At 40.5% G+C, this 20,610-nt stretch carries 21 protein-coding genes; 1 reads left to right on the forward strand and 20 read right to left on the reverse strand.

Annotated features, from left to right (window positions below; translation table 11 throughout):
- Nucleotides 1-37: 37 nt before the first annotated feature.
- The 11 genes from JHD79_RS11270 to JHD79_RS11320 all read right to left on the reverse strand — a co-directional run bounded on the left by JHD79_RS11270 (nt 38) and on the right by JHD79_RS11320 (nt 9,427).
- Nucleotides 38-1,585 (reverse strand): secretin and TonB N-terminal domain-containing protein, encoded by a 1,548-nt coding sequence (locus tag JHD79_RS11270; protein ID WP_199119338.1) that lies wholly within the window; start codon nt 1,583-1,585, stop codon nt 38-40.
- Nucleotides 1,586-3,007 carry a GspE/PulE family protein gene (locus JHD79_RS11275; protein ID WP_199119339.1) on the reverse strand — a complete coding sequence of 474 codons (1,422 nt, stop codon included), beginning with the start codon at nt 3,005-3,007 and terminating at the stop codon, nt 1,586-1,588.
- Nucleotides 3,008-3,041: 34 nt separating this feature from the next.
- A complete protein-coding gene (locus tag JHD79_RS11280) occupies nt 3,042-3,551 on the reverse strand; it encodes a hypothetical protein (RefSeq protein WP_199119340.1) in 510 nt (169 codons plus the stop codon).
- Nucleotides 3,552-3,554: 3 nt separating this feature from the next.
- Nucleotides 3,555-4,001 (reverse strand): type IV pilin protein, encoded by a 447-nt coding sequence (locus JHD79_RS11285; protein ID WP_233164656.1) that lies wholly within the window; start codon nt 3,999-4,001, stop codon nt 3,555-3,557.
- 157 nt (nt 4,002-4,158) lie between these two features.
- A complete protein-coding gene (locus JHD79_RS11290; RefSeq protein ID WP_199119341.1) occupies nt 4,159-5,298 on the reverse strand; it encodes a type II secretion system F family protein in 1,140 nt (379 codons plus the stop codon).
- A 2-nt stretch (nt 5,299-5,300) separates the two neighbouring features.
- A complete protein-coding gene (locus tag JHD79_RS11295) occupies nt 5,301-5,771 on the reverse strand; it encodes a hypothetical protein (RefSeq protein ID WP_199119342.1) in 471 nt (156 codons plus the stop codon).
- Nucleotides 5,758-6,123, reverse strand: coding sequence for a prepilin-type N-terminal cleavage/methylation domain-containing protein (locus tag JHD79_RS11300; RefSeq protein ID WP_199119343.1), 366 nt, complete (start codon nt 6,121-6,123; stop codon nt 5,758-5,760). The genes JHD79_RS11295 and JHD79_RS11300 overlap by 14 nt, the downstream gene beginning before the upstream one ends.
- Nucleotides 6,111-7,367, reverse strand: coding sequence for a hypothetical protein (locus tag JHD79_RS11305; protein ID WP_199119344.1), 1,257 nt, complete (start codon nt 7,365-7,367; stop codon nt 6,111-6,113). The genes JHD79_RS11300 and JHD79_RS11305 overlap by 13 nt, the downstream gene beginning before the upstream one ends.
- A 31-nt stretch (nt 7,368-7,398) precedes the next feature.
- Nucleotides 7,399-8,022: a toxin-antitoxin system YwqK family antitoxin gene (locus JHD79_RS11310; RefSeq protein WP_199119345.1), complete on the reverse strand. Its 624-nt coding sequence runs from the start codon at nt 8,020-8,022 to the stop codon at nt 7,399-7,401.
- Nucleotide 8,023: 1 nt separating this feature from the next.
- Entirely contained in the window at nt 8,024-8,515 is a 492-nt protein-coding gene (locus JHD79_RS11315) for a hypothetical protein (protein ID WP_199119346.1), read from the reverse strand.
- Between the two features lie 3 nt (nt 8,516-8,518).
- Nucleotides 8,519-9,427 carry a hypothetical protein gene (locus JHD79_RS11320; RefSeq protein WP_199119347.1) on the reverse strand — a complete coding sequence of 303 codons (909 nt, stop codon included), beginning with the start codon at nt 9,425-9,427 and terminating at the stop codon, nt 8,519-8,521.
- Nucleotides 9,428-10,144: 717 nt separating this feature from the next.
- Between JHD79_RS11320 and JHD79_RS11325 the strand changes: the two genes are divergently transcribed.
- Nucleotides 10,145-10,405, forward strand: coding sequence for a hypothetical protein (locus tag JHD79_RS11325; RefSeq protein WP_199119348.1), 261 nt, complete (start codon nt 10,145-10,147; stop codon nt 10,403-10,405).
- A 22-nt stretch (nt 10,406-10,427) separates the two neighbouring features.
- Here the strand turns inward: JHD79_RS11325 and JHD79_RS11330 are convergent, their stop codons facing one another.
- The 9 genes from JHD79_RS11330 to JHD79_RS11370 all read right to left on the reverse strand — a co-directional run bounded on the left by JHD79_RS11330 (nt 10,428) and on the right by JHD79_RS11370 (nt 20,610).
- Nucleotides 10,428-10,700, reverse strand: a complete 273-nt coding sequence (locus tag JHD79_RS11330; RefSeq protein ID WP_233164657.1) for a hypothetical protein — start codon at nt 10,698-10,700, stop codon at nt 10,428-10,430.
- Between the two features lie 18 nt (nt 10,701-10,718).
- Entirely contained in the window at nt 10,719-11,030 is a 312-nt protein-coding gene (locus JHD79_RS11335; protein WP_370583327.1) for an HYD1 signature containing ADP-ribosyltransferase family protein, read from the reverse strand.
- Nucleotides 11,014-11,460: a DUF5958 family protein gene (locus JHD79_RS11340; protein WP_199119350.1), complete on the reverse strand. Its 447-nt coding sequence runs from the start codon at nt 11,458-11,460 to the stop codon at nt 11,014-11,016. Before JHD79_RS11340 ends, JHD79_RS11335 begins: the two co-directional genes overlap by 17 nt.
- A 166-nt stretch (nt 11,461-11,626) precedes the next feature.
- Entirely contained in the window at nt 11,627-11,965 is a 339-nt protein-coding gene (locus JHD79_RS11345; RefSeq protein ID WP_199119351.1) for a hypothetical protein, read from the reverse strand.
- Nucleotides 11,966-11,970: 5 nt separating this feature from the next.
- Entirely contained in the window at nt 11,971-12,225 is a 255-nt protein-coding gene (locus JHD79_RS11350; RefSeq protein ID WP_199119352.1) for a hypothetical protein, read from the reverse strand.
- Nucleotides 12,226-12,319: 94 nt separating this feature from the next.
- Nucleotides 12,320-12,760, reverse strand: a complete 441-nt coding sequence (locus JHD79_RS11355) for a hypothetical protein (protein ID WP_199119353.1) — start codon at nt 12,758-12,760, stop codon at nt 12,320-12,322.
- 377 nt (nt 12,761-13,137) lie between these two features.
- Complete coding sequence (locus JHD79_RS11360) at nt 13,138-13,461, reverse strand: MafI family immunity protein (protein ID WP_199119354.1); 324 nt, start codon at nt 13,459-13,461, stop codon at nt 13,138-13,140.
- 4 nt (nt 13,462-13,465) lie between these two features.
- Complete coding sequence (locus JHD79_RS11365; protein WP_199119355.1) at nt 13,466-17,176, reverse strand: RHS repeat-associated core domain-containing protein; 3,711 nt, start codon at nt 17,174-17,176, stop codon at nt 13,466-13,468.
- A gap of 47 nt (nt 17,177-17,223) precedes the next feature.
- Nucleotides 17,224-20,610 (reverse strand): hypothetical protein, encoded by a 3,387-nt coding sequence (locus tag JHD79_RS11370; RefSeq protein ID WP_199119356.1) that lies wholly within the window; start codon nt 20,608-20,610, stop codon nt 17,224-17,226.

Consider the following 20,610-nt stretch of genomic DNA (forward strand, 5'->3'; position numbering starts at 1 on the left):
CCCCCCCCCCCCCCCCCCCCCCCCCCCCACATCTACACTATGGCTCGATCGTCGGCAGCGTCAGATGTGTATAAGAGACAGATGTAGACAGCTTAGGTACCGAACGTATCTCTACGTTGGAGTTATTTTCCAATGCACTAAGCTTGACATAGAAATTAGGCGTTACCCTACCCAGGTTAATGGAGTTGTTGTTGCCAAGCCGGGAAAGGAAATCGTTTATAGAATTGGCCCCAAAGGTATAATCTATACCTGGTAAAATGGTTCCCCCTGTCTTTATGCTGTCTGAAACACCTGCCGATATACCCGTTTTTACACTTTTTCCTTTTCTAATATCCACCAAGGTTACTTCAATAAGCACCATGGGTACCACCTTATCTATTTGCCTAATATAGTTTTCTATCTCGTTGATCTGCGGTGCCGAGCCAGATAGCAAAAGGGTATTCTGTTCCCTAAATTCCTTAATTTCCACTCCCTTTTTCCATTCGGCAGGTATCATCATCTGTATGGTATCCAAAGAACGGTGCTGCAACTGTACAATACGGTTGGAGCGTAATCCTTCCAATCTCCTATCTCCTATCAGATAAACCCCTGCCTCTCTTTTATAAGTGTACTCTGTACCCTGAAGCAGCGAACTTAGAAAATCCTCGTAACTGATATTGTTCAAACGGGTAGTTACCGATCCCTTTATGTCCGAATAAATAAAATAGTTCACCCCTACATCTGCCGATGCCGATTTAACCAGATCTAGGATAGGCGTATTCACCGCATCTATACTAAGCAATCTGGTCCCGCTGGCATCTTTCCTGCTATTGAGGTTAAAATTTCCGCCCTGTGCTCCGCCCACATTGGCCTGTGGCCTATTGTTCTTTTTAACCGCCGTGGTGTTATCTCCGGTAATGTAGAGCTCTTCTCCTTCGCCCAATGCCTGAAAGATAAATACATTGTCGCTTGTCTTGTTCAGCTTTAGGCCGTTGGCATAGGCCAATTTGTCCAATGCGGTTTCAAATGGAGCAGCAGCTATATAGGCCGAAACCGTCTTGGTTAGCAGGTTATTGGGTACCACCACATTTTTTTGGGAAAGCTGGCTGATCTTCTTGGCCACAGCGGCCAAGGTGTCATTATTTAGTTCGAAACCAAGTTGATCATTAGCCGGATTATAAGTGGCCCTAATGGTTCTAATAGGCACTATAGCTTTGGGGGCCGCTACCCTGCTAATGGACATGATGGTTCCAATGAGGTTAATGTCAAGATCATATTCTTTGGCCACAAACAATAAGATATTCAGCGCCGTTTCGTTGGTAAAGTTATAGTATACCTTAAAGTTAAGTTGCGGATCTATGTTAATATTCAAATTGTTGGATTGGGCCAAAGCTTTGAGAAATTCAGAAGCGGTAGCACCCGACATGGAAAGCTGTACCTTTTGCGTAAGGCCAGGTACAGTTACTGCCAATGTTTTCAAGCGGCTTTCTATTTGCTGTAGGCGTTCGTTTTTGGCTTGGTCTTGTGCATTAACCTGTCCAAAAGTCATCAGGCAAATTGCAATAGTCAATAAAAATGGGGTGAGTAGCTTGTAAATATACTTCATCTAGATGTTTAATAATAAGGGAAAAATTTCTTCTAAGCTGGTTTGGCCTTCAGCAAAAAGCGCAAAGGCATTGCCCGAAAGCGTCTTAATGTCCCTGCTCTTTAAATGCTCGTCAATATACATATTCTCTTGTTTGATTTCAAAAGCTAATTCGGCATCGATGGGTATTACTTCATATACGGCCTTTCTGCCCTTATAGCCCGTATAATAGCAAGCACTACAGCCCTTGGCCACAAAATGTTTCTTTAAGGCTAAGGGCGGCTTAAACTGTTTGGGATAGCCATCAGCATTAAAATCTTCTTCTTGTTTGCAGGACGGGCACAGCAACCTGACCAAACGTTGTGCTACTGTGGTATTCAGCGTATTGGCCACCAAAAATCCGGGAATTCCCATATCCATTAAACGGGAAACCGTACCCCACGCCGAATTGGTGTGAATGGTAGATAGCACCAGGTGGCCCGTTAAGGCTGCTCTTATGGCCATATTTGCCGTTTCCGGATCACGGATCTCGCCCACCATGATCACATCTGGGTCTTGCCTTAGGAAAGTACGCAATGCCGAGGCAAAGCCCAAGCCTATGTTCTCTCTCAGCTGCACCTGGTTAATGCCCTCTAAGGTATACTCAATGGGGTCTTCTATGGTAAGAATATTCCTCGTGGTCTTGTTCAACAGCTTTAGGGTAGCATAAAGTGTGGTTGTTTTTCCAGAACCTGTAGGTCCACTAATGAGTATAATACCATTAGGGCGTTGTACCCCCTGCATATAATGGTGCATGTCTGCCGTTGAAAGCCCTAGTGTATTTAAGTCTATATTCGTACTGGTGTTACTCAACAAACGCAGTACAATTTTTTCTCCGTGCAAGGTTGGCAGTACCGACACGCGAATATCAAAGGGATGATCCTGGGCATGCTTATAGTGAATTCTGCCATCTTGTGGCAAACGCTTCTCGGCAATATCCAAATTGGCCATGATCTTGATCTTATTCACTAATGCGGGATAATCTTCCTTTTCTATCTGGTAGCGTTCAATCATCATCCCATCAATGCGTACACGCACCCTCGACTTTTGTTCAAAGGTTTCAATATGGATATCACTACTCTTCAGTTTTCTGGCCTCATTAATCAGCGTGCTCAGAAAATCGTCATTTGCCGTTATGGCCCCCAATTGTTGGCCAGTGCGGTCTTCGGCGTTATTCTTCAGGTAATGTGTAGCCAGCAGCCTACTAATTTCTATCTTGGGCAAGGTTTCCAGCTCAATATCATAATCGAGAATAACTTGCAGCTCTTCCATGAGGTCTTGATGGTCAACGTCTTCTTCTGCATACAATAACAGTAGTCCGTTCTGTATGCCCTTGGGTACAATGCGATACTGCATGGCCAAGTCCTGATGGATAAGATGAAGAATGTCTGCAGGGATATTCATTTGATATGATTAATAAATTGAAGATAATCTGTTTTTACCAATTGCTAAAACGAATAAACCATAAATCATTGCTCAGGTCTATTACGCTACTCCACTGGTCTATCGCCATAGCTAGTACCAAGCAAAGTGCCTGCCCGCCAGCCAAAGGTATCTTGGCATCGGTTTTACGTACAAACACACTGATCAACATCACTATAAAGAGACTTATAAGGTGAAACCATACGAAATTGAAAAAGGAAAGGTAGGTAGCTACGCCCACCAAAAAAAGAAGGTCACCTTCTCCAAAGTATCCGTTAAACAGGTTTACCCATCTTTTTTCCTTCCAACTAAAATATAAAAAGAGACAGAGCAATTGCATGGCAAGAAAGATCATATTGACCTTAAAATCACTAAACAGTACTGTCCGGCCCAATAGGCTATATTTTAAGCCTATCAATCCAATAAACAACAGGACAAACAACCAAATTGCAATAGCCCTATCCCTAAAATCCTGCCAGGCCATAGCCAACAAAACCAAAGCTATGCCTATTTTTACCACCAGCATCTATTAATCTGGGGTAATTTCCTTCAGGTTTCGGTCTTGGTCTATTTGCCAAACGTTAAAAACCCCATCGCCATCAAAATCTGCCACAGCAGTAGCCTTCGCTATAAAGGCATTATTATTGGCCGACACGATCTCTATCTTATAGTTCGCCTTGCCATCTTTTTCATCAGTCGTTAATTTCTCTTGTATAAAACCTATTTCTGCCAGGTCTGTAGCATATCTGGAGTGTTCATAAAAATAACTTTGCTGCAGCTTGGCCAAATGCTCTAGTTGCAACTTGGCTTCGGTAGTCTTAGCCTTGGTAATTAAGGGCATAAGATTAGGCAGTGCCAATAGCACCAATATGCCAATAATCACCAGTACCACTAATATTTCGGTAAGGGTGTAGGCTTTTATTTTTTTCTGCAGTAAGCTTCTCATCTTAATATAGCTTGTTAATCCCTTATACATCACTAAATGTATTTTTATTGCACAAGGGAGGTCGTTCTTTTTTCAGCAAACTAAATTAGAAAAAATATGGGGTTTAAGGCAATTTTGTTAAAAATACGTCATATTGAAGTACAAAATACTTTTAAGAAATAGGGAAGTTTAGACAATTAGATCTTGTTTAAAAACTATTGCTCATTTGGAACATAGGCAGATACATGGCAATAAGAATAACACCTACGGCCAAGCCCAAAAAGATAATGATCAATGGCTCCAACAGACCACTGATGGCATTGGTCTGGTATTCTACTTCTTCGGTATACTGATTGGCCAGTTGTTCGAAGAAATATTCCAGTTTGTTTACTTCTTCTGCAATCTTGATCATCTGGATGAATTTTGCCGGATAGAATTCGTGCTTGCCCAAGGTAGCAGATAGGCTACTGCCCAATAGAATATCTTTTTCCGCCAGTACCAACGACTGCTCTATGGGATAAAAGGAGATCATCTGTTTAACCATGTCCAAAGCCTGCAACAATGGAGTATTGGTTCCCGTTAGCAAACGCATGGTATTGGCAAAACGCGCTAAATAAATCTTCTTGAGTATTTCGCCCACAATGGGCACTTTTAACAAAGTAAGCGATGACCATTTTTTAAACCAGGGCTTACGTTTATTGAACAAGTAAAACGAGATTACCACTAGGATGGAGAATAGGATAAGATAGATATAACGGTCAAACCAATCGGAAAAGCTGACAATGAGCGAAGTGATATAAGGCAGCTTACCACCGAAACGCTTAAATACATCGGCAAACATGGGCACTACAAATTTGATCATGAAGAAAATAGCGGCAAAGGAAGTACTGAGCACCAATAAGGGATAGGTAATGGCTCCAATGATCTTGCGTCGCTGACTGATCTTACTTTTGTAGTACCTGGCCAACTCGGTAAGCACTTCTGCAAGCTTGCCCGTTTCTTCCCCTATGCGCACGCTATAGTATTCATAGCTACTGAATTTCTCATTGTTCTTTAAGGCCTCCGACAATGGACTGCCTGCTACGATTTCCTGTTGTATCTTGTTGAACAACGCTACATCTTTTGCCTGTGTATAGGAACTTGCCGTTAATTCCAAGGCTGTCTTCATGGCAATACCAGATTGGATCAGTGTACCCAGCTCATGATAGAAAGTCTCTTTTTTCTTGTCGGGCAGTTGGCCATCTCCAAAGGTAATATCCTTGTTCAATAACGCAAAAAGATCTGTTCCACCTGGTTTTTGGGGTGGTTTTTGCTTTGGCTGATAATTAGAGATATTAATGGAAGGCATAATTACTTAAAGAGGTTTTCGGCACTATATTTCTTGTTAAATTGCACGGGTACAGTGGTAAGCGAATCCAATATGATCTTAAAGTTCAGCTGGTCTATAGTATCGGCAACCATTATTTCCCTTCCTTCAAAAGTATATCGTAGGTCGTGATATTTAAGGCTGAAGGTATCGGTATGTTCTTCGTTCAAACGTCTCTGTATCGTTTCGGGACTAAAGTTATAATAAATACTTAAACCATCCTGCTGTAATTCCAGTCCATCTTCATGATGGATAATGAGCTTACTTTTAAGAAAATCTCTGGCCAAAACCTGCCTTAGGGCAAGCACCGTATTTGCTGTTTGGTTTTTCTGCTTGAACTTGGCATAGTAATTACCGATAATACCGTAAGCGGTATAGCAGATGCTAATGCAGATGGCCGAAAGCAGCATGGCAATGGTCACTTCCATTAAGGTATAGGCGTTAATTTTCTTCATGTTTTTCCTTTAACTGAAATAGACACTTTAAATTACCTAGATTTTTTCCTTGTTGCGTAGCCCTAATCTCCAATTTTGAGACCCCTTCCACCTCACTAAGAGTTGTTGTCAATTGATAATTTACACTATCTAATTGCCTATCATTCTCCTCAAGATATCCTTTCTCCTTTACTTCTTGGGCTAAAAGCTGTAACTGGTTCTGTACCTGTATTTTTTTGAAAGAAACCCCTGTATTCAATACATTGGAGAATACCTGCATGGCAATGGCAAAAATAATCATGATGATTACCATGGCTATTAACACCTCAATGAGGGTAGATCCTTTCAGTTTTTTGTCTACTATTCCACCCATTTTAACACCTGATTTTTTCGTTTATCGTCAAATAATCTCGAACTGAGGTAATAACTACTCCTTGCCTTGCGATTAAAGTTCACATCAATGAGAAAATTCTCATATAAAGTAGTCGGGGTACGCATGATAAAGCGGTTACAAGATGTTTTACCTATAATAGAGACCTCTTTTTCGAGTTTGAGCAAACCTGTACTATATACCTCTCCTTTTACCTGGGTGTTCTTCCCCAAGGCAATAAGGGTCTGCATAAGGCTGCGCTTTTCTTCATAGCTGAAAATGATTCCGTTAAACTGCACTTCGTCTCCTAAGCTTATTTGGGGCTGGTCTACAGAATGCTCCATTTTTATAATGCCCAAAGCTGAAGGATAAGTAAAGATGGTTTGGTTGGCCACGATAATCGAATCGCTGGCAAAGAGTTGACAATTGCCTTTAAAACCTTTTTCTACCTTGATAATTGGCGCATAAAGCTGTATACCGTTAAGTTGCGCAGAGGCCGAAATGGTCACCACCGAATCGGCATATAAAACCATGTTTCCCTCTAGTTCCACATCTTGGAGGATGGCCACTTTGGGCAAGTTTATGTACTGTGTAGAATCCAAAAAAGATACCTTTAACCGTTTATGTTTTAATATGGGCCATTTTCCCTTTCCACCTTCCTCAAAGTTAGACGTTAGTTTGGCCAAGATCTCTTTTTTTAGAGGTGGTAAGATTCGTTCGCTATTGCCTATAGTGCCCTTGTAAATCAACTGATCTCCGGTATAGGGCTTGCCTTCGGCATAAGACTGCCTAATGCCCGATTTTGGCAGTAATACATTACCTACTATTTTGGTATTTCCACTAATGGATATAGGGCGGTCTTCATCACTGAGGTACAGGGCAACAGAATCTGGTTCTGTGCCTATCAAAAATGATTTTTTTATGGTGTCCTGAAATATAAATACCTGTAATTGGGCCAGTTCGTAAATTCCCCAAAGCTTCCGGCCAATAACCAGACTATCGGTTTCCTGACCATAGAGATCAATGGTTTTTGTATAGTCTAAGTTGGTTCGATCTGCCAATGCATAGGCTACTCCAGAATTGAGGTTGTTAAGCAGACGCTGATACCGGAGATCTTTCAGGTATCCATTTCTATAATGGGCTACCAGCATAATTAAAGCTGCCGAAATTATAGCTATGATAAAAGTAATGACAATAGAAAAGTATAAAGCGCCTGCCTTCAGCATCCTATTAACCACTTTAGTCATTTATCTATAGGCTTAAACATGGGCTGTATTGTTATGATTTCTTAGCTATTTCGGCTTCCTTTTTTTTCTTTTTAAATAGTCTTTTGAACCAGCTTGGTCTGCTTTTTACCTTAACGGGCTGTAAAACTCCTTCTTTATACCTGTCTACAGCTATACTATCGTTCTCTAGATATCTTTTCAATTGGCCATTTATCTGACCATGAGCATAAGTTCCTTCCTGTACCAACCTCCCTGTTTGGTCATATTTGTAAAAATGGCCATTTGCCTCTCCTCTCCTGTACCTGATCCTGGCCAGCAAGATACCCTGTTCGTTCCAGCTGTTCCATTCGCCTTCTTTCAAGCCCATTTTAAACTCGCCCTGTTCTTTCAAGTTATTGTTGAGGTAGTAATCGCTATAGGTACCATGCAATAATCTTCCACTAAATCCGCCCTGTGTAACTTTTATTTCCCTATTGCTGAACCAATAATATTTCTTGTCGGCTTCTGCCTTACCCAATTGGATATCCATAGGCTGGGTATAAAAAGAAATCTTATGATCGTCATAGGCCACATGATGCCTGTAGCTTTCCAGTGCCAAGTTTTTTTTGTAGGATTGCGCCTGACCTAATGAATAGGTACATAACCATAACATCAATATGAGGTAACAACGTTGCATTTTATTTAATTCTAATGTGTTTAGTTTCGCCCTGGTATTGAACCTTAATGGAATCTCCCAAATATTTAAGGAGCTTTAATCCATTGGCACTTTGCCCTTCAACCAACAGCGTTTCCTTTCCATTGACAGACAAAATTGCCAATTTCTGTTTGGAGGAGGGGTTGCTGATATAACCCGAATATATAATACCCGACCAATTCACCTGTGGCTTAAGCATTTGTGGGGCAGCTATTTTTGTAACGGGCCCAGACCTATCTGCTTTTTCTTCTATATTCACAAAGTTTTTCTCTTCAAATGGGTTTCGATAAGCCAGGTCAAGCTTAACGGTATCATTTGCATGATTAACCATCTTAAAATAAGCTACTTTTGTCGTGGGGGCAGTAGCAATTGTCGGTTCATCTTCTGCCACACTTAGGTAAATACGATAAAATATAATGCCCCAAACTGCTGCTACGCATGCCATTAAAACATAGGTAAGTGCCTTGCCTTTCATATTTTACTGAATGGTAAAAGTATAAAAACTGCTGAACTCTCCCTTGTTACCTGCTTTGTCTATAGCTCTTACCCTCCACACTAGGGTTTCGTTTGTATTCCCCAAGTTAAACTGTTGTGTATTGGTACTGAGCAGTTGCGGATAATTGGTGTGATATAAAGTAACAGAATCACTTCTATATACCAATAGTTCATATTTATCAGCATCCGAAATGGCATTCCACATCAGGTTAAACGGCTTGGGTAAAGTTTGTTTATTGGCCGGCGAAGTCAATACTACTTTGGCCGGCGGCGTACGGTCGAAAGTAAGGTTTCTCACTGTTGACCATTTGGAATTTTCTGTAGCATTTTCACCCCTCACCCTAAACTGGTATTTTCCTTCGGTTTGCAGTGTATTCAAATAGCTAAGGTTTTCTGTAAGTACATTCAATACCAGGTTATTTTCATTGGCAAAGTTCTGGTTGTCTATCTGTATACGGTATTTTGTAGCTCCAAATAGCCTCAACCATTCATATTGTATCTCTGCATTTGCGGTGAAAATATTATTGGCTGGGCTCTGCAGCTGTACAAGCTGATCTGTCAAGGCTGAGGGGTGAATAATGAAGTTACGGGTTACATAAGGGGTTTGACTACTCCCATTTTCGGCTCTTATACGCCATTCATAGTTACCTGGCTCTAGGGTATAGGTAAATTTATCATTTTTGACCACCGTGTCGAGCACTAATTTTTCTATGGCAGAAAAGCTAGGTGAAGCCACCTGTAAACGATATTGAAAGGCATCCTGATGGGTTTCCCACCAAAAAGTGAGCTGATAGCTACTGGTCTCTATCCCATCTGCAGGTGCTATGGCTTTGATCTGTTTTTTTTCTAAGGAGGGCTCTATAAATTCCCTACAGGAAATTAGGCTAAGCATAACAAAAAGGTATAATAGGTTCCTGGTTTTCATCAACATGATTTATCGAAGTTAAAAGCTATACTTAAGGTGGTACAAATTTGTAAATTTAAATGGTTAAAAAGTTATTTTCACCCAAAAAATCCATATAAAGTAATAAACAGGATATAAATGTCGGTTATCAGTTCGTATTTCTTTTAAAGCGCATTGGATCAAATTAGAGGTTAAAAAAGCCATTTTTCATCTTTCTAAGATAGGGATAAAGCGAAAAAATACAAATTAAAATTGGGAAAACAAGGAGAAAGGAATAAGGAACAAAGAGCAAAGACCAGGGTTGGTTAATCGGTGAATTGGTTAATTGTTGAATTGTTTAACTGGTTAATTGTTCGAAGTCAGAGGCCCGGATTCCGAAGACCGAGGCTTGGGTGTTGGGAGAACGGGGAGAAAGGAATAAGGAGTAAAGAGCAAGGAACAAAGAGCAAAGACTAGAATCGGTGAATTGGTTAACTGGTTAATTGTGGAGTGGGGAACAAAGATAAAGGAACAAAGACTGGGATTGGTTAATCGGTGAATTGCTTAGAGACCGAGGCCGGAGGTCAGGAGTTCGAAGTTTGGGGCTGTTTTTTGGGGTTTCCTGTTTTTTCTTGTCCTCTGCTTCTTTTTAGACGTACAGTTTCTTTTAAAGAATCCCTAGTTTTTCTCCTGTACTCCATTTTTGTTTATTGAATGCGCTCGATTATGGGAAGATTAACGAAAAGAGACTATCGTGATCTGTACCTACAGCTAAGGGTCTGTGTTGAACTGTGCATGGTCTTCCAACAAGATCTTCTGGCCAAAAAAGTGATCAGCTGTAAAGAGATCATTGCCAAATACTATGTTAGCGAACGTACCTTACATCACTTTAGAAGAGAAGGAAAACTGGTACCGATTATCGCATATAGCTGTAGGCCTTGGCGCACAAGTACCGTTACACTTATGCTTGCGCTAGAAATCGCTTAAGCTAGAGGGGGCATTTTGATTTTTATTGATTCCAAATTTCATTAAATTCATCTTCTGTTATAAAGTCTGAATCATTTAATTCAAGTTCATCCAAAGATTGGTCATATAACACTGACTCTCCTTTATGAGGGTTCTCAGACGTCAGTAAAACTCTACCTTTAGAGGTCTCCTCTATTTGCCTAACTGCTTCTCCATCCTGAAAACGAATATAAAATAAAATATTTTCTTCATCCCAAAATTTCTTTACAAATAATTCCTGCATATATAATACTTTACTTAAAAATTGAAGTCCCATGATTAATTATTTGCCCATTTAAAGGCAGGCTATTGGTGCCGGGAACCAGAAAATTATGTGGAGCATTTTTTTAATCACATTTAAGCCATTCATATCTATATCTATGAAGTGTGTCAATTGCTTTGTATTCCACGGCACACCAAATAGTCGTCTTGAAATCTGCCCTGAGGTATATCCACTTGTTAAATCTGTAAAATATTGACCTGCCCCATGTCTTGCATTCTTAACTCCAATCGAGGGCAATAATTCTCCTGACTCCATAATTGCTTTATACCCTGCTTCAGTTGTATAATGCCTTAACCTATTTCCCCCCTTAGCGGCAACTGCTATTCTTAATCATACTTTCTATCTTCAGAATATTATTTTTATCAGATAAATCCCAATACCACCATTTACCAGGATTATTTTTCTCTTCAATGAATCTTCTCTGGTAAGCTATTTTAAATAAACTCATGAGCAACATCAAAACCTTTTCTAATTCAGCCTCTGGCAAAGTGATTATTTTTTTTAAATTATGATTTTCAACTCCTTTTCTAAGTAAAACACATGGCGTATAAGTTACCCTTAATTGACTTTCTTTTATTGCTGTCCCTATATCATTATTGTTTGGCTTAGATTGTAAAATAAGAGATGCTATTTCTTCAAGATAATCTCTTTTTTCTTCTATACTAAAATTTTTAAATAGACTTAGAATGGGAGAGATATCAGTTATTCCCTGTCCATATTCATTAATTAGTATTGTATCTTTTATTTTTAACATATTGAAATGATTAATTCCTTGCTTATCTAACCAAAACTGTTTTGAACCAAAGTTTGAACCTATTTCAAAATTGTTACCACTTGCACGAAGTGCTTTATACTCATTCCATCCAAAATTCCTATAAACTGTCGTAGTTCCCCCCTTAGCGGCTTTATAATTAACCTAACTACATTTCTTCCATTCCTAAAAAAATATCCTGCAAATCACCATTAATTAGTTCGTCCTTTTCCTCTGTCTTAAGAATAAAGTTTACATCATTCTCAGATAAGGTAGTGCTACCATCCAACACTCCCAATATATGAGAAAGAGTATTCACTTGGATCATTCGTAAAAACTGCAAGAAAGCCGCTTGCTGATCTTTATTCATATTTTTATACGTTGGTAAAATACCTTGCCATATTGGGTCTTTTGCTTCGATGGTTGTAGCAAGCAAATTTTGATAGACTTTATTGTCATTTTCAATTACTCGTTCTTTGAGTTTTTTTACAAATTCTAATGCTTCCATATATTTTATTTTATAAATGCACCTGGGTACATTGTTTTATTCATTTGAATTAATTGTTGAAGGGAACTATTAGGTACTCCTTGTCCACCATAAACACGTCTTAGCTCAAAAATATCTCTTCCTAATACTTGCCTTGCATTTGTAAATCCTGATGTGCTTCTTGATACAATACCATTTACTCCTCTAATTGTATGTCCAACTTCTGGAACCAAAATAGAAGGGGCTGTATTTAAGTTATATCCTGGAACAAAGTTTTTCATTAATGCTTTCTGTCCTACGTGGTGTGCATCTAGCCCAACTTCTAACCCTTTAATCTCACTGTAAGAACCGACCTTCCAAAGGTTCCCTCCCCCCTTAGTAGCAACTGCTAATGTTGTTGGTCGCTATGAAATGTAACACCTGATAAATTCCTTCATAAGGTTGCCCTTTCTCCAATTTACAAATAAAATAATCCTCATTTTTCGTTTTTATTTTTAACCGTGTAAACTTTTGTTTATCGCTAATCCTATCTTTCATTTCCTCTTGTAATGCTGGGCGCACTTCAATTATATCGGCAAGATATAAAAATATAGATTGTCCCTCATTACACATCAAAATTCTATTATTAGTAAGCAAAAACCAATTCAGCAAGTTTAAAAAGTAAATAAGCAATGGCTTTTCATTTTTTTCTAACTGAGCAAACAAACCATTATAATCTTTATTGTCCGCTTCTTTAATAATTTTAGTGGTTAAACCTTCACCGCCTTTTCTTTTGAAAATTGATATATATGTTGACGATTTATCAGTAGTATTCATAGTAGATTTATTTTAAAGCTTTTTGTAAAAACACTCCACTCCCTGATTGCTCAAAAGAGTAACCAAAGCGCCTGGCTATGTTAGGATTAAGAAAGCCTTTGTTAATAACAGATGAACCGTAAATAGATATTTTATTTGTACCGGCGCCTAAAGCTTCTCTTTCTAAACTTCCAACAAAAGACCTAAATCCTGATAAGCTCTTACTGCCCGAAGCCTCCAGCAAGAAAATGTTTCTATTAAATGTATTTCCTACTAACCCCTTTGTCCCATAAACGGAATAGCCTCCAACATTCTCTGCTCCTTTGAATAAGGCTTGTGAAAATGTTTCTTCAGTCAGGTTAACTAATGAACCTCCCGTCTTAGCAGCAACTGCATTTTTACTCTATTAAGCCTGCGATAATCTTCGCCAATTCATCTTTCACAGGTTTAGGAATATTACTCTCATCCCTTATTAGTTCTTTCATAAAAGAATAACTTTCTTGTTTCAAATTCATCCTCTCGCCAATTTTAGAAATTGATTCATAAAACTCATTATCAATTTCAATATCGTATTCATACATCTGTGTTATTATTGTGTCAAAGCACAAACCAAACTCATTATGCATTAAAAAATCTTCAGCATTTTTTAAATCACGATTATCTAATCCAAGAATTCTTGCAATCTCAATTAGTCTTAACAAGACATTTACCAGTGTTTTCATGATCTTATTTTATTGGAAAAGCTGTTATTATATCTGTATGGGTTGTAATTACTCTCATTTTTGTTCCTTGATAGGTTCCTTCTATTACAAACCTTACTGGCTGCCCACTTTTGGTAAACATTGCACCAGCCTTACCCGTCTGCTGAATCCACTGATTATTAACAGCAACATCAGATACTGCATGCATAATTTTGGAATTACTCCATGTTGCAGGGAACATACTTTTAGACCCCGTCAATCCGTTTGCAAAACTTTTTAAACTTCCAAACCATGCATGCCCTCCTCCAGTTGCGTCCCCAGCTATAATGTGAGCTGTTCGTCCAGAGCTTGCCAAATTTATATATCCCCCCTTAGCGGCTGCCTTAACAGCCATTTTCTTGGCTGCCCCCTTGGCCAACTGCAAAGCTACCTTTTTTGCCGCATATTTATAGGCAGATTTAGCCAATGCCACACTAATCTGCGCCAATTCTATAGTTTCGCCTGCTCCGGTTAGAAAGGAAACGGCCTCTATGTAATAGAGTTCTATTGGAGGTTGGTCGTGTATGGCCTTGTATGCCGACAAATAGTTCTGTACCTGATAATCTGGACGACCATCGGTATAGTGGTCCATAGGATACCCGTACTTGTTGCGGAACTCCATCCTGTCCTGCATGCCCATACGGTAGCCCAGGATATTGACTTCCTTTAGCCGTTCCTTGTATGCAAAGGTTTCTTCGCCAACATAGTCGTAGTCCTCGGGATCGTCGGGCCCCTCCCAAAGGCCCGTGGGATCGGTAAAGTTGATCGGGTCGTTAAATGCGTAACGATACATCGTCAGGGAATATTCCATCTCCGCCAAGGGATCGGCACCGGTCCAACGGCCAAGAACAGCATCATATTGCCTAGCCCCGAAATCTAAAAGACCGGTAAGTTCCTGACCTTCCTTGCCCCCGAAACCATATCCATTGAGCGTAGCTGGCAGGATATTGCCGCCATAGGCCAGCTGAGAACCAAATGGATAATAGTCACGAAGGTCAAAGACCTCATCTGCGTCTAGCTGACCATTATTGTTCCTGTCGGAAATAATGGCCCTTAGGCTGCCATTATGGTCATTGATGAAGTATTCCAGAGAAAATCCTGTTCCAGTGGGCACCAACCTACCAGAAGGTGTCCAGCAGAACAGCAGATTGCCGTCATTGCCATATTCAAAATCTTCGGTATAATATCTAGAGATCCGGTTGCTACCGATGACAACATCGGTCTGAAGCTTATTGCCATCAGCATCGTAGTAGTATTTCAGCAGCCTATTATCGGAAAACTGCACCTCGTCGATCAGTCCATAATCATTGTAGAGGATATTTGATATCAGTTTTCTACTGTCGCTCTTCAAGTTGCCTGAAGCATCATAACTATAATTGCTCGATATACCCTCACTACCTGTATCGGTTACACTGGCCAACTTGTTGCTTCTTACACCTGCAGTGCTATAGCTATAGGCAAGGTTGTGTTGTTCGTCTCCTTGCTTATTTTTACGCATCATGGTCTGTACATTCCCCAAGTTATCGTAAGTGGCCTGCTCCCTAAAAGTGTTAGGAAGGCTGGCCGAAGAGAATCGACCATCGATTAAACGGCCTAGCTGATCATATTGATAGGCAAAGGTCTTTTCGTCCTGGGCAATTACACCGGAGAGCAGCGAAGGCACCTTGGTTTGCCAGGTAGCTGCACTGATCTTACCATTATATCTGGGAGTTGCCGAACTATTGGCCGAATCTTCATACCATAGCGTCATGGCAAAAGCATCCATTTTTCCGGTATCGTGTTCATCGACAAGATTGCCGGGATTATTGATGCTCTTTAGCTGTCCAGCTATCGTATATCGCATATCGATGTGCTGTAGATATTGCGTTCCGTTAACAGCATGTAACTTCTTTACCGCCAGCTGTCCCAGTTCATTATAGCTATAGCTCTCTAATACCACCGGATCCGAACCATCGTATTTCTGCGATAGTTGCTGTAGCCTTCCGATATGGTCATAGCTATAAAGGGTCTCGATATTGGTCACTGCGGTACCTGTAGATTTATTTACCGCATGTGTTTTGGTTTCCTTAACCGGTTCGCCAACAAAATTGTATAGGGTGGTATATACCTCATAATTGCCCGCATCTTTCTTTTTCCCATAGTAATGTTGTACTATGGTTCTTACCACGTTGAGGTTCTGATCGTAATGTAGTACCTGCAACAGGTAATCACCGGTGCCCAATACGTTAACCAACCTACCGGTAACCATACCTTCTGGCACTTTCATCAGGGTATCTGCAAGTGGTGCAGTAAATACAGCTGCGTCAGTCTGATTGTTGATGTTGGTATTGGCCAGGAAATTGTAGTGGTCATAATAGTCTACCGTATGTATCTTACCGTTGGTACCGTTAAGGCCAGTGGGGAAACTCACATCCGTATAGCCCATGCCCGTAGCTGGTGCAGCACTTTCGTACAGGGCACCGGTGTAGCTGTTGGCCATGTTCTGCAGCGTTTCTCTACTGTCTGCCGAAAGATAGATCCCACTATATACGGCACGATCGTTGGCGTCATATTTGGCAAAGCTCCATTTGCCTTCTGCCTTTTGTACGGCGTTCTGCGTGAGCACTGCTTGGTTACGTTTGTTGTACACCAGTTCCGTCCAGCCCTGCGAAGGCACATGCTTCTCTGTTACCCTACCATATTTATCATACCTGTAGGCATATAAAAAATTCTTGAACACATGGTCGGTTTCCTCAATAGAGCTTGGGCTGCCGAGTTCTGCAGGCAGCGGTGGTATGACATAGGCCAAACGGTCGAAACCATCGTATACATAATAGGTGGTCAGTGGCGTGCTCCCCAGCATTTTGGTACTGGCCAACAGCCTGCCCTCCACGTCACTGTAGCTGATGCCGGTCTGGCCGTCTCCATCTACCGATACGGTCTTGTAGATGGTATTGATGGCGGGATCATAATACCCTGCTGTAGACAGTCCACCTGTTGTAGCCTGCCATTGTCTCAGTTCGCTGATGCCATTAAAGGTATAAGCGCTGGTAACAGTATGGCCGCTTCCTAGCTTGTGGTGCTCGCCAGGGCCGGCCTGCTCCAGTGGTCGGCCCCCAAAGTCTTCTGTCCTGATTTCTGAAAAGGCGTTACCGGAAGCCCCCGCCCCCGTTACATTTGCCGGTGGGGCCAGGTAGTACTGGCGCTGCTCACTATCGGCATAGCCATTGCTGCCCTTTAGCGCATTGCTACGAAAGCTGTCGCCATTGTAGCTGGCTGTATAGGGCAGGTAGCTCTTTTGTCCCCTAAAGGACATTTCGTAGGTCTGGGGCTGTATCAGGTCGGTGCCCATATTGGCGTAGTCCTTGACCACCGTCTGGCCCAGCCTACCGAAAGCGTCCAAAAAGCTGTAGCTCCTGGTCACGCTACCGGTTACGGCTGTGCCCACGGCGGTGCTAGTGGTCAGCCCTGGCCTCCTTACCACATGGCTGATCACCGCTGGCCTGTTCAGTTCCAGCAGGTTGGTATTGATATAGGGCCTTATGGCAGCTGAAAAACCGGGTGCCGAACTGAAGGGCGCCTTGATGGTGATCTCCTGTTCATGATAATAGGCCTGCGACACATTCTGACCGGTGATCGGCAGGCCGTTGGTATATTGTTGGCCCTGCAATGCCAGCGAAAAAATGCACAGCAGTACGGGCAGTAATAAAGTCTTCATAAGTATAAAACTCTTAATGGGTGAGCGTAACAATAAATTCATAGCGGCTATGGTTCTACATAGACCTTGTTCTCCTTGATATTCTGCTTATGGTCGCGAACATTGAGCGGCCTGCCGTTCCTGTCGAAATCAGCAATACTGACCATTCCGTTGGGCACCGTACTAAAGGTCCTGAGGAAATATTGGGCCCCGTAAGCGGTATTGTAGTGATAGGCCGTGGCCGTAATACTCCCATTCTCCGGATAGATCATCAGGTTATCAAGATAGCCTCCGAAAATTCCAAAATCTATCCTGCCATTTGTAGGTACAACCATTGAGAAATCGTATAATTTCCATTCGCTAGACAAGTTAACCACCGTACCAAGTTGGTTAAATTCAACTACGCCCTCTGGCCCCACTATTAAAATTCCCGATCCTTTTGCCCATAATTTGATGTGGTATTTTCCGGCAGGCATTTCTATAAAGAAATCGCCCTCTATAGCCTTGCTTCCACTAATGGCCTGTGTATCTGATAGCGAAATTCTCGATCCCGAAAGACCGATCCTGGTATTGTTGAATATATCCGGTTCTATATAACCTATTTCGGGGTCTAATACTTGTTGTTCATAGTCTTCGAATGAAAAATATTTAAACTGGTTGCTTTCTCCATTGTGAAAAGTGGCAATGGGTTTCTGATATTTGTCATACAGGTAATGGGTCTTTACCCCAAATTCATCGGTTTCGCTGATGGTATTTCCATAACTGTCAATGCTTTTTTGTTCAACCAACTCCAATGCCCTTCCAGGCTGTATATTCAAGCCACCATTATATAAAGGTATGGTACCCGCAGCAACGGGACTTGTCATTCTGGATTGATATATTTTTGCCAGGCTATAATCCATCATTGGAAACGCTGCCGCTTCCTTAAGGTAAGGGTAATGAGATCCTACTAAATAACGGGAGCTTTTAACATACTCATAATTAACAGCTTCTATTAGGTTATTATTTTTATCATACTTTTCTACCAATGTTGGGATATCGTAATCGTCCAAATAATAATACTTATTAGATTTATAGTGTTGCCCATTATTATCATTAAAGAATTTCGATGATAATTGATTAAGGTTATTGTATGTGTAAGTTTCACTTTTAGATGTACTATAGAGGTTTGAGCCATTGCTCAAATCATATTCTATAAAAGTTTTACTAGCCAAATTAACTTTACCGGTAATCGGATAATAATATTGAGCTAATACTTTTCTATATATACTATTAAAATATTTCGTATCATTCCATATATGCCTCACAGCATAAAGTTCCAGTTTCATGGATTTTATCTCCAGGTCCCTATATTGTGCAATGTCATAAGTATTGACTTCCTCTCTTATTTTCTTGCCATTCCTATCGTATTCCGTTTTGTTTAGCAGGTGTCCAAAAATCCACGTAGGCATATCCATATAGATGTCGATCGGATAATCATAATCGGCAGGCATAAAACTACTGTTTACATTACCTGCATCAGTATAGGTATATTGTATGGTCTTGAAATGTTCATAATTGCTCCCATTGAACTGGTATTGTTTTTCTTTTACCGCCGAGTAACCTATTAGATTAGCAATTTGTGAATTGTGTCCCAAAGGATGGATAATATAATAATTTGTGTTAATCGCTGCCGGATAGGTGTTCTGATGCACATGGAAATATTTGACTAATTTGGGCGTATTACCTAAAAAACCAGAAGATTTTGTGGTATCTGCTATGTTTTTATAGCTATACTCCATTATCCTATTGTTCATGGGGTTGGTAGGGTCTATTAGGCTGTGCCTCCTGATCCGTACGCCACCTACCGTCATGGTTATACCCAAGCTATCCCTGAGATTGGGCTCGTATACGAAATGTTCATAACCGCCATTGCGGTAGTTGATCTGCTTTAACATGCCCATATGGGTAAAATTCTGGTTGGGCAATCTATTGTCTGATGATAGGCTAGATAAGGCAAACGCTGTGCTGGTCATATCTCCATTTGGGTAACCAAAATAATCTGCAGATTTTAATACATCACGGGTATAAGTTATTAAACTAGCCTCGTTCAGTACATTGCTATGGTAATATTCAAAGCTGTTCTCCTGTTTGCCATTGTATTCAAATGCTTTAAGATACCATTCGTAAAAATAGATAGGAATAATGTATGGGTCGTTAATGACCGAAAGATCTTCATAGGTTAAATTTCCACCAAGCAATTTGGCCCTTTGGTATTTAAAGTCATATTTTTTCGACACGACACCTTGATCTTCAATTATTTCAATATTATTCAAAAGTCCAATTTGATTTCCAACATTCTTACCGGCTATAAATTCGTGTTGATAATTAAACTTAACCAGGGTACCATCAGGGAATTTGATTGATTTTGGTGTCGAAACAATTGAACTTGGCGACATTAAATTTCTATCACCATATTCACTAAAATTATAAGGTTTAGGTAATTTACTGATGGTTACATAGCTAAATCCTTCAGGGTTTGAAATAATTGATTTCAAGTCTATTTTATAGTAATCGAATGTAATGGCATTTTTTAAAATATTGTTATCTCCATTGACCATCGGATAGTGGGGAATGATCATTTTCAACTGCCAACTGTCAATTTCCGGATTTTCTTTCGACAGTGTATCTCCACCTATAGATTCATAGGCAACATCTGCCTTTTCAAAGAAATAGGTATTGCTATATTCATCTATGATGCCAAATGCACCTATGGTAGGATTTAGCACCGTTCCCATCCGTAAACTGTCCTTATTCACCTCATAATCCATATACACATTGACCTTGATATTCATTTTGGGAAATGTTTTTGCCTTAATTACCCCGCCTTCCTTATACAGTACAAACTTTCCGTTTCTGCCTAACATATTGAAATTAAAGACGTCATACGAATTATCTATGTATCTATTATATACATTATAGATCGTATCTCCTTCTGATAGATCGAATAGGTGAACCTGGTCATTGGGAAGGGAAGTCCAGTGGTTATTATTGGTATGTAGTACCCCAACATAGTCGTGGTTATGATTGATCGGGCCATCTTCATGCCCTGTTTCTTCTATCATACCCTTATTAAAGAAGTCTTCATCGGCCCTGCCCCTCTTTTCCCTTACAATCATCCCTCCTACATCCAATTTCCAGCCTTTTCCTACTACACTTCCAGGGTTATAGATCTTTAAACCGTTCCCTCCATCATAATCAAGGGAAATATTGAGGTTAAAGGCATTCAAGTTCTTCGAAAATAAGTTGTAGCTTTTGGCCATCTGGCCTTTAGATAAAGTTTTTGGTGTGTTAAAGAATGAGCTTTCCGCCCCGCCAACTACAGGATCGGAAGTAATATTAGTACCCCTCTCTTGAGCATATGACTGCTGTAATCCCAAAAGGACAACAGCAATGGCCAGTATATTTCTTAGCAT

Source organism: Pedobacter sp. ASV28 (genome assembly GCF_016428855.1).
Classification (GTDB): domain Bacteria; phylum Bacteroidota; class Bacteroidia; order Sphingobacteriales; family Sphingobacteriaceae; genus Pedobacter.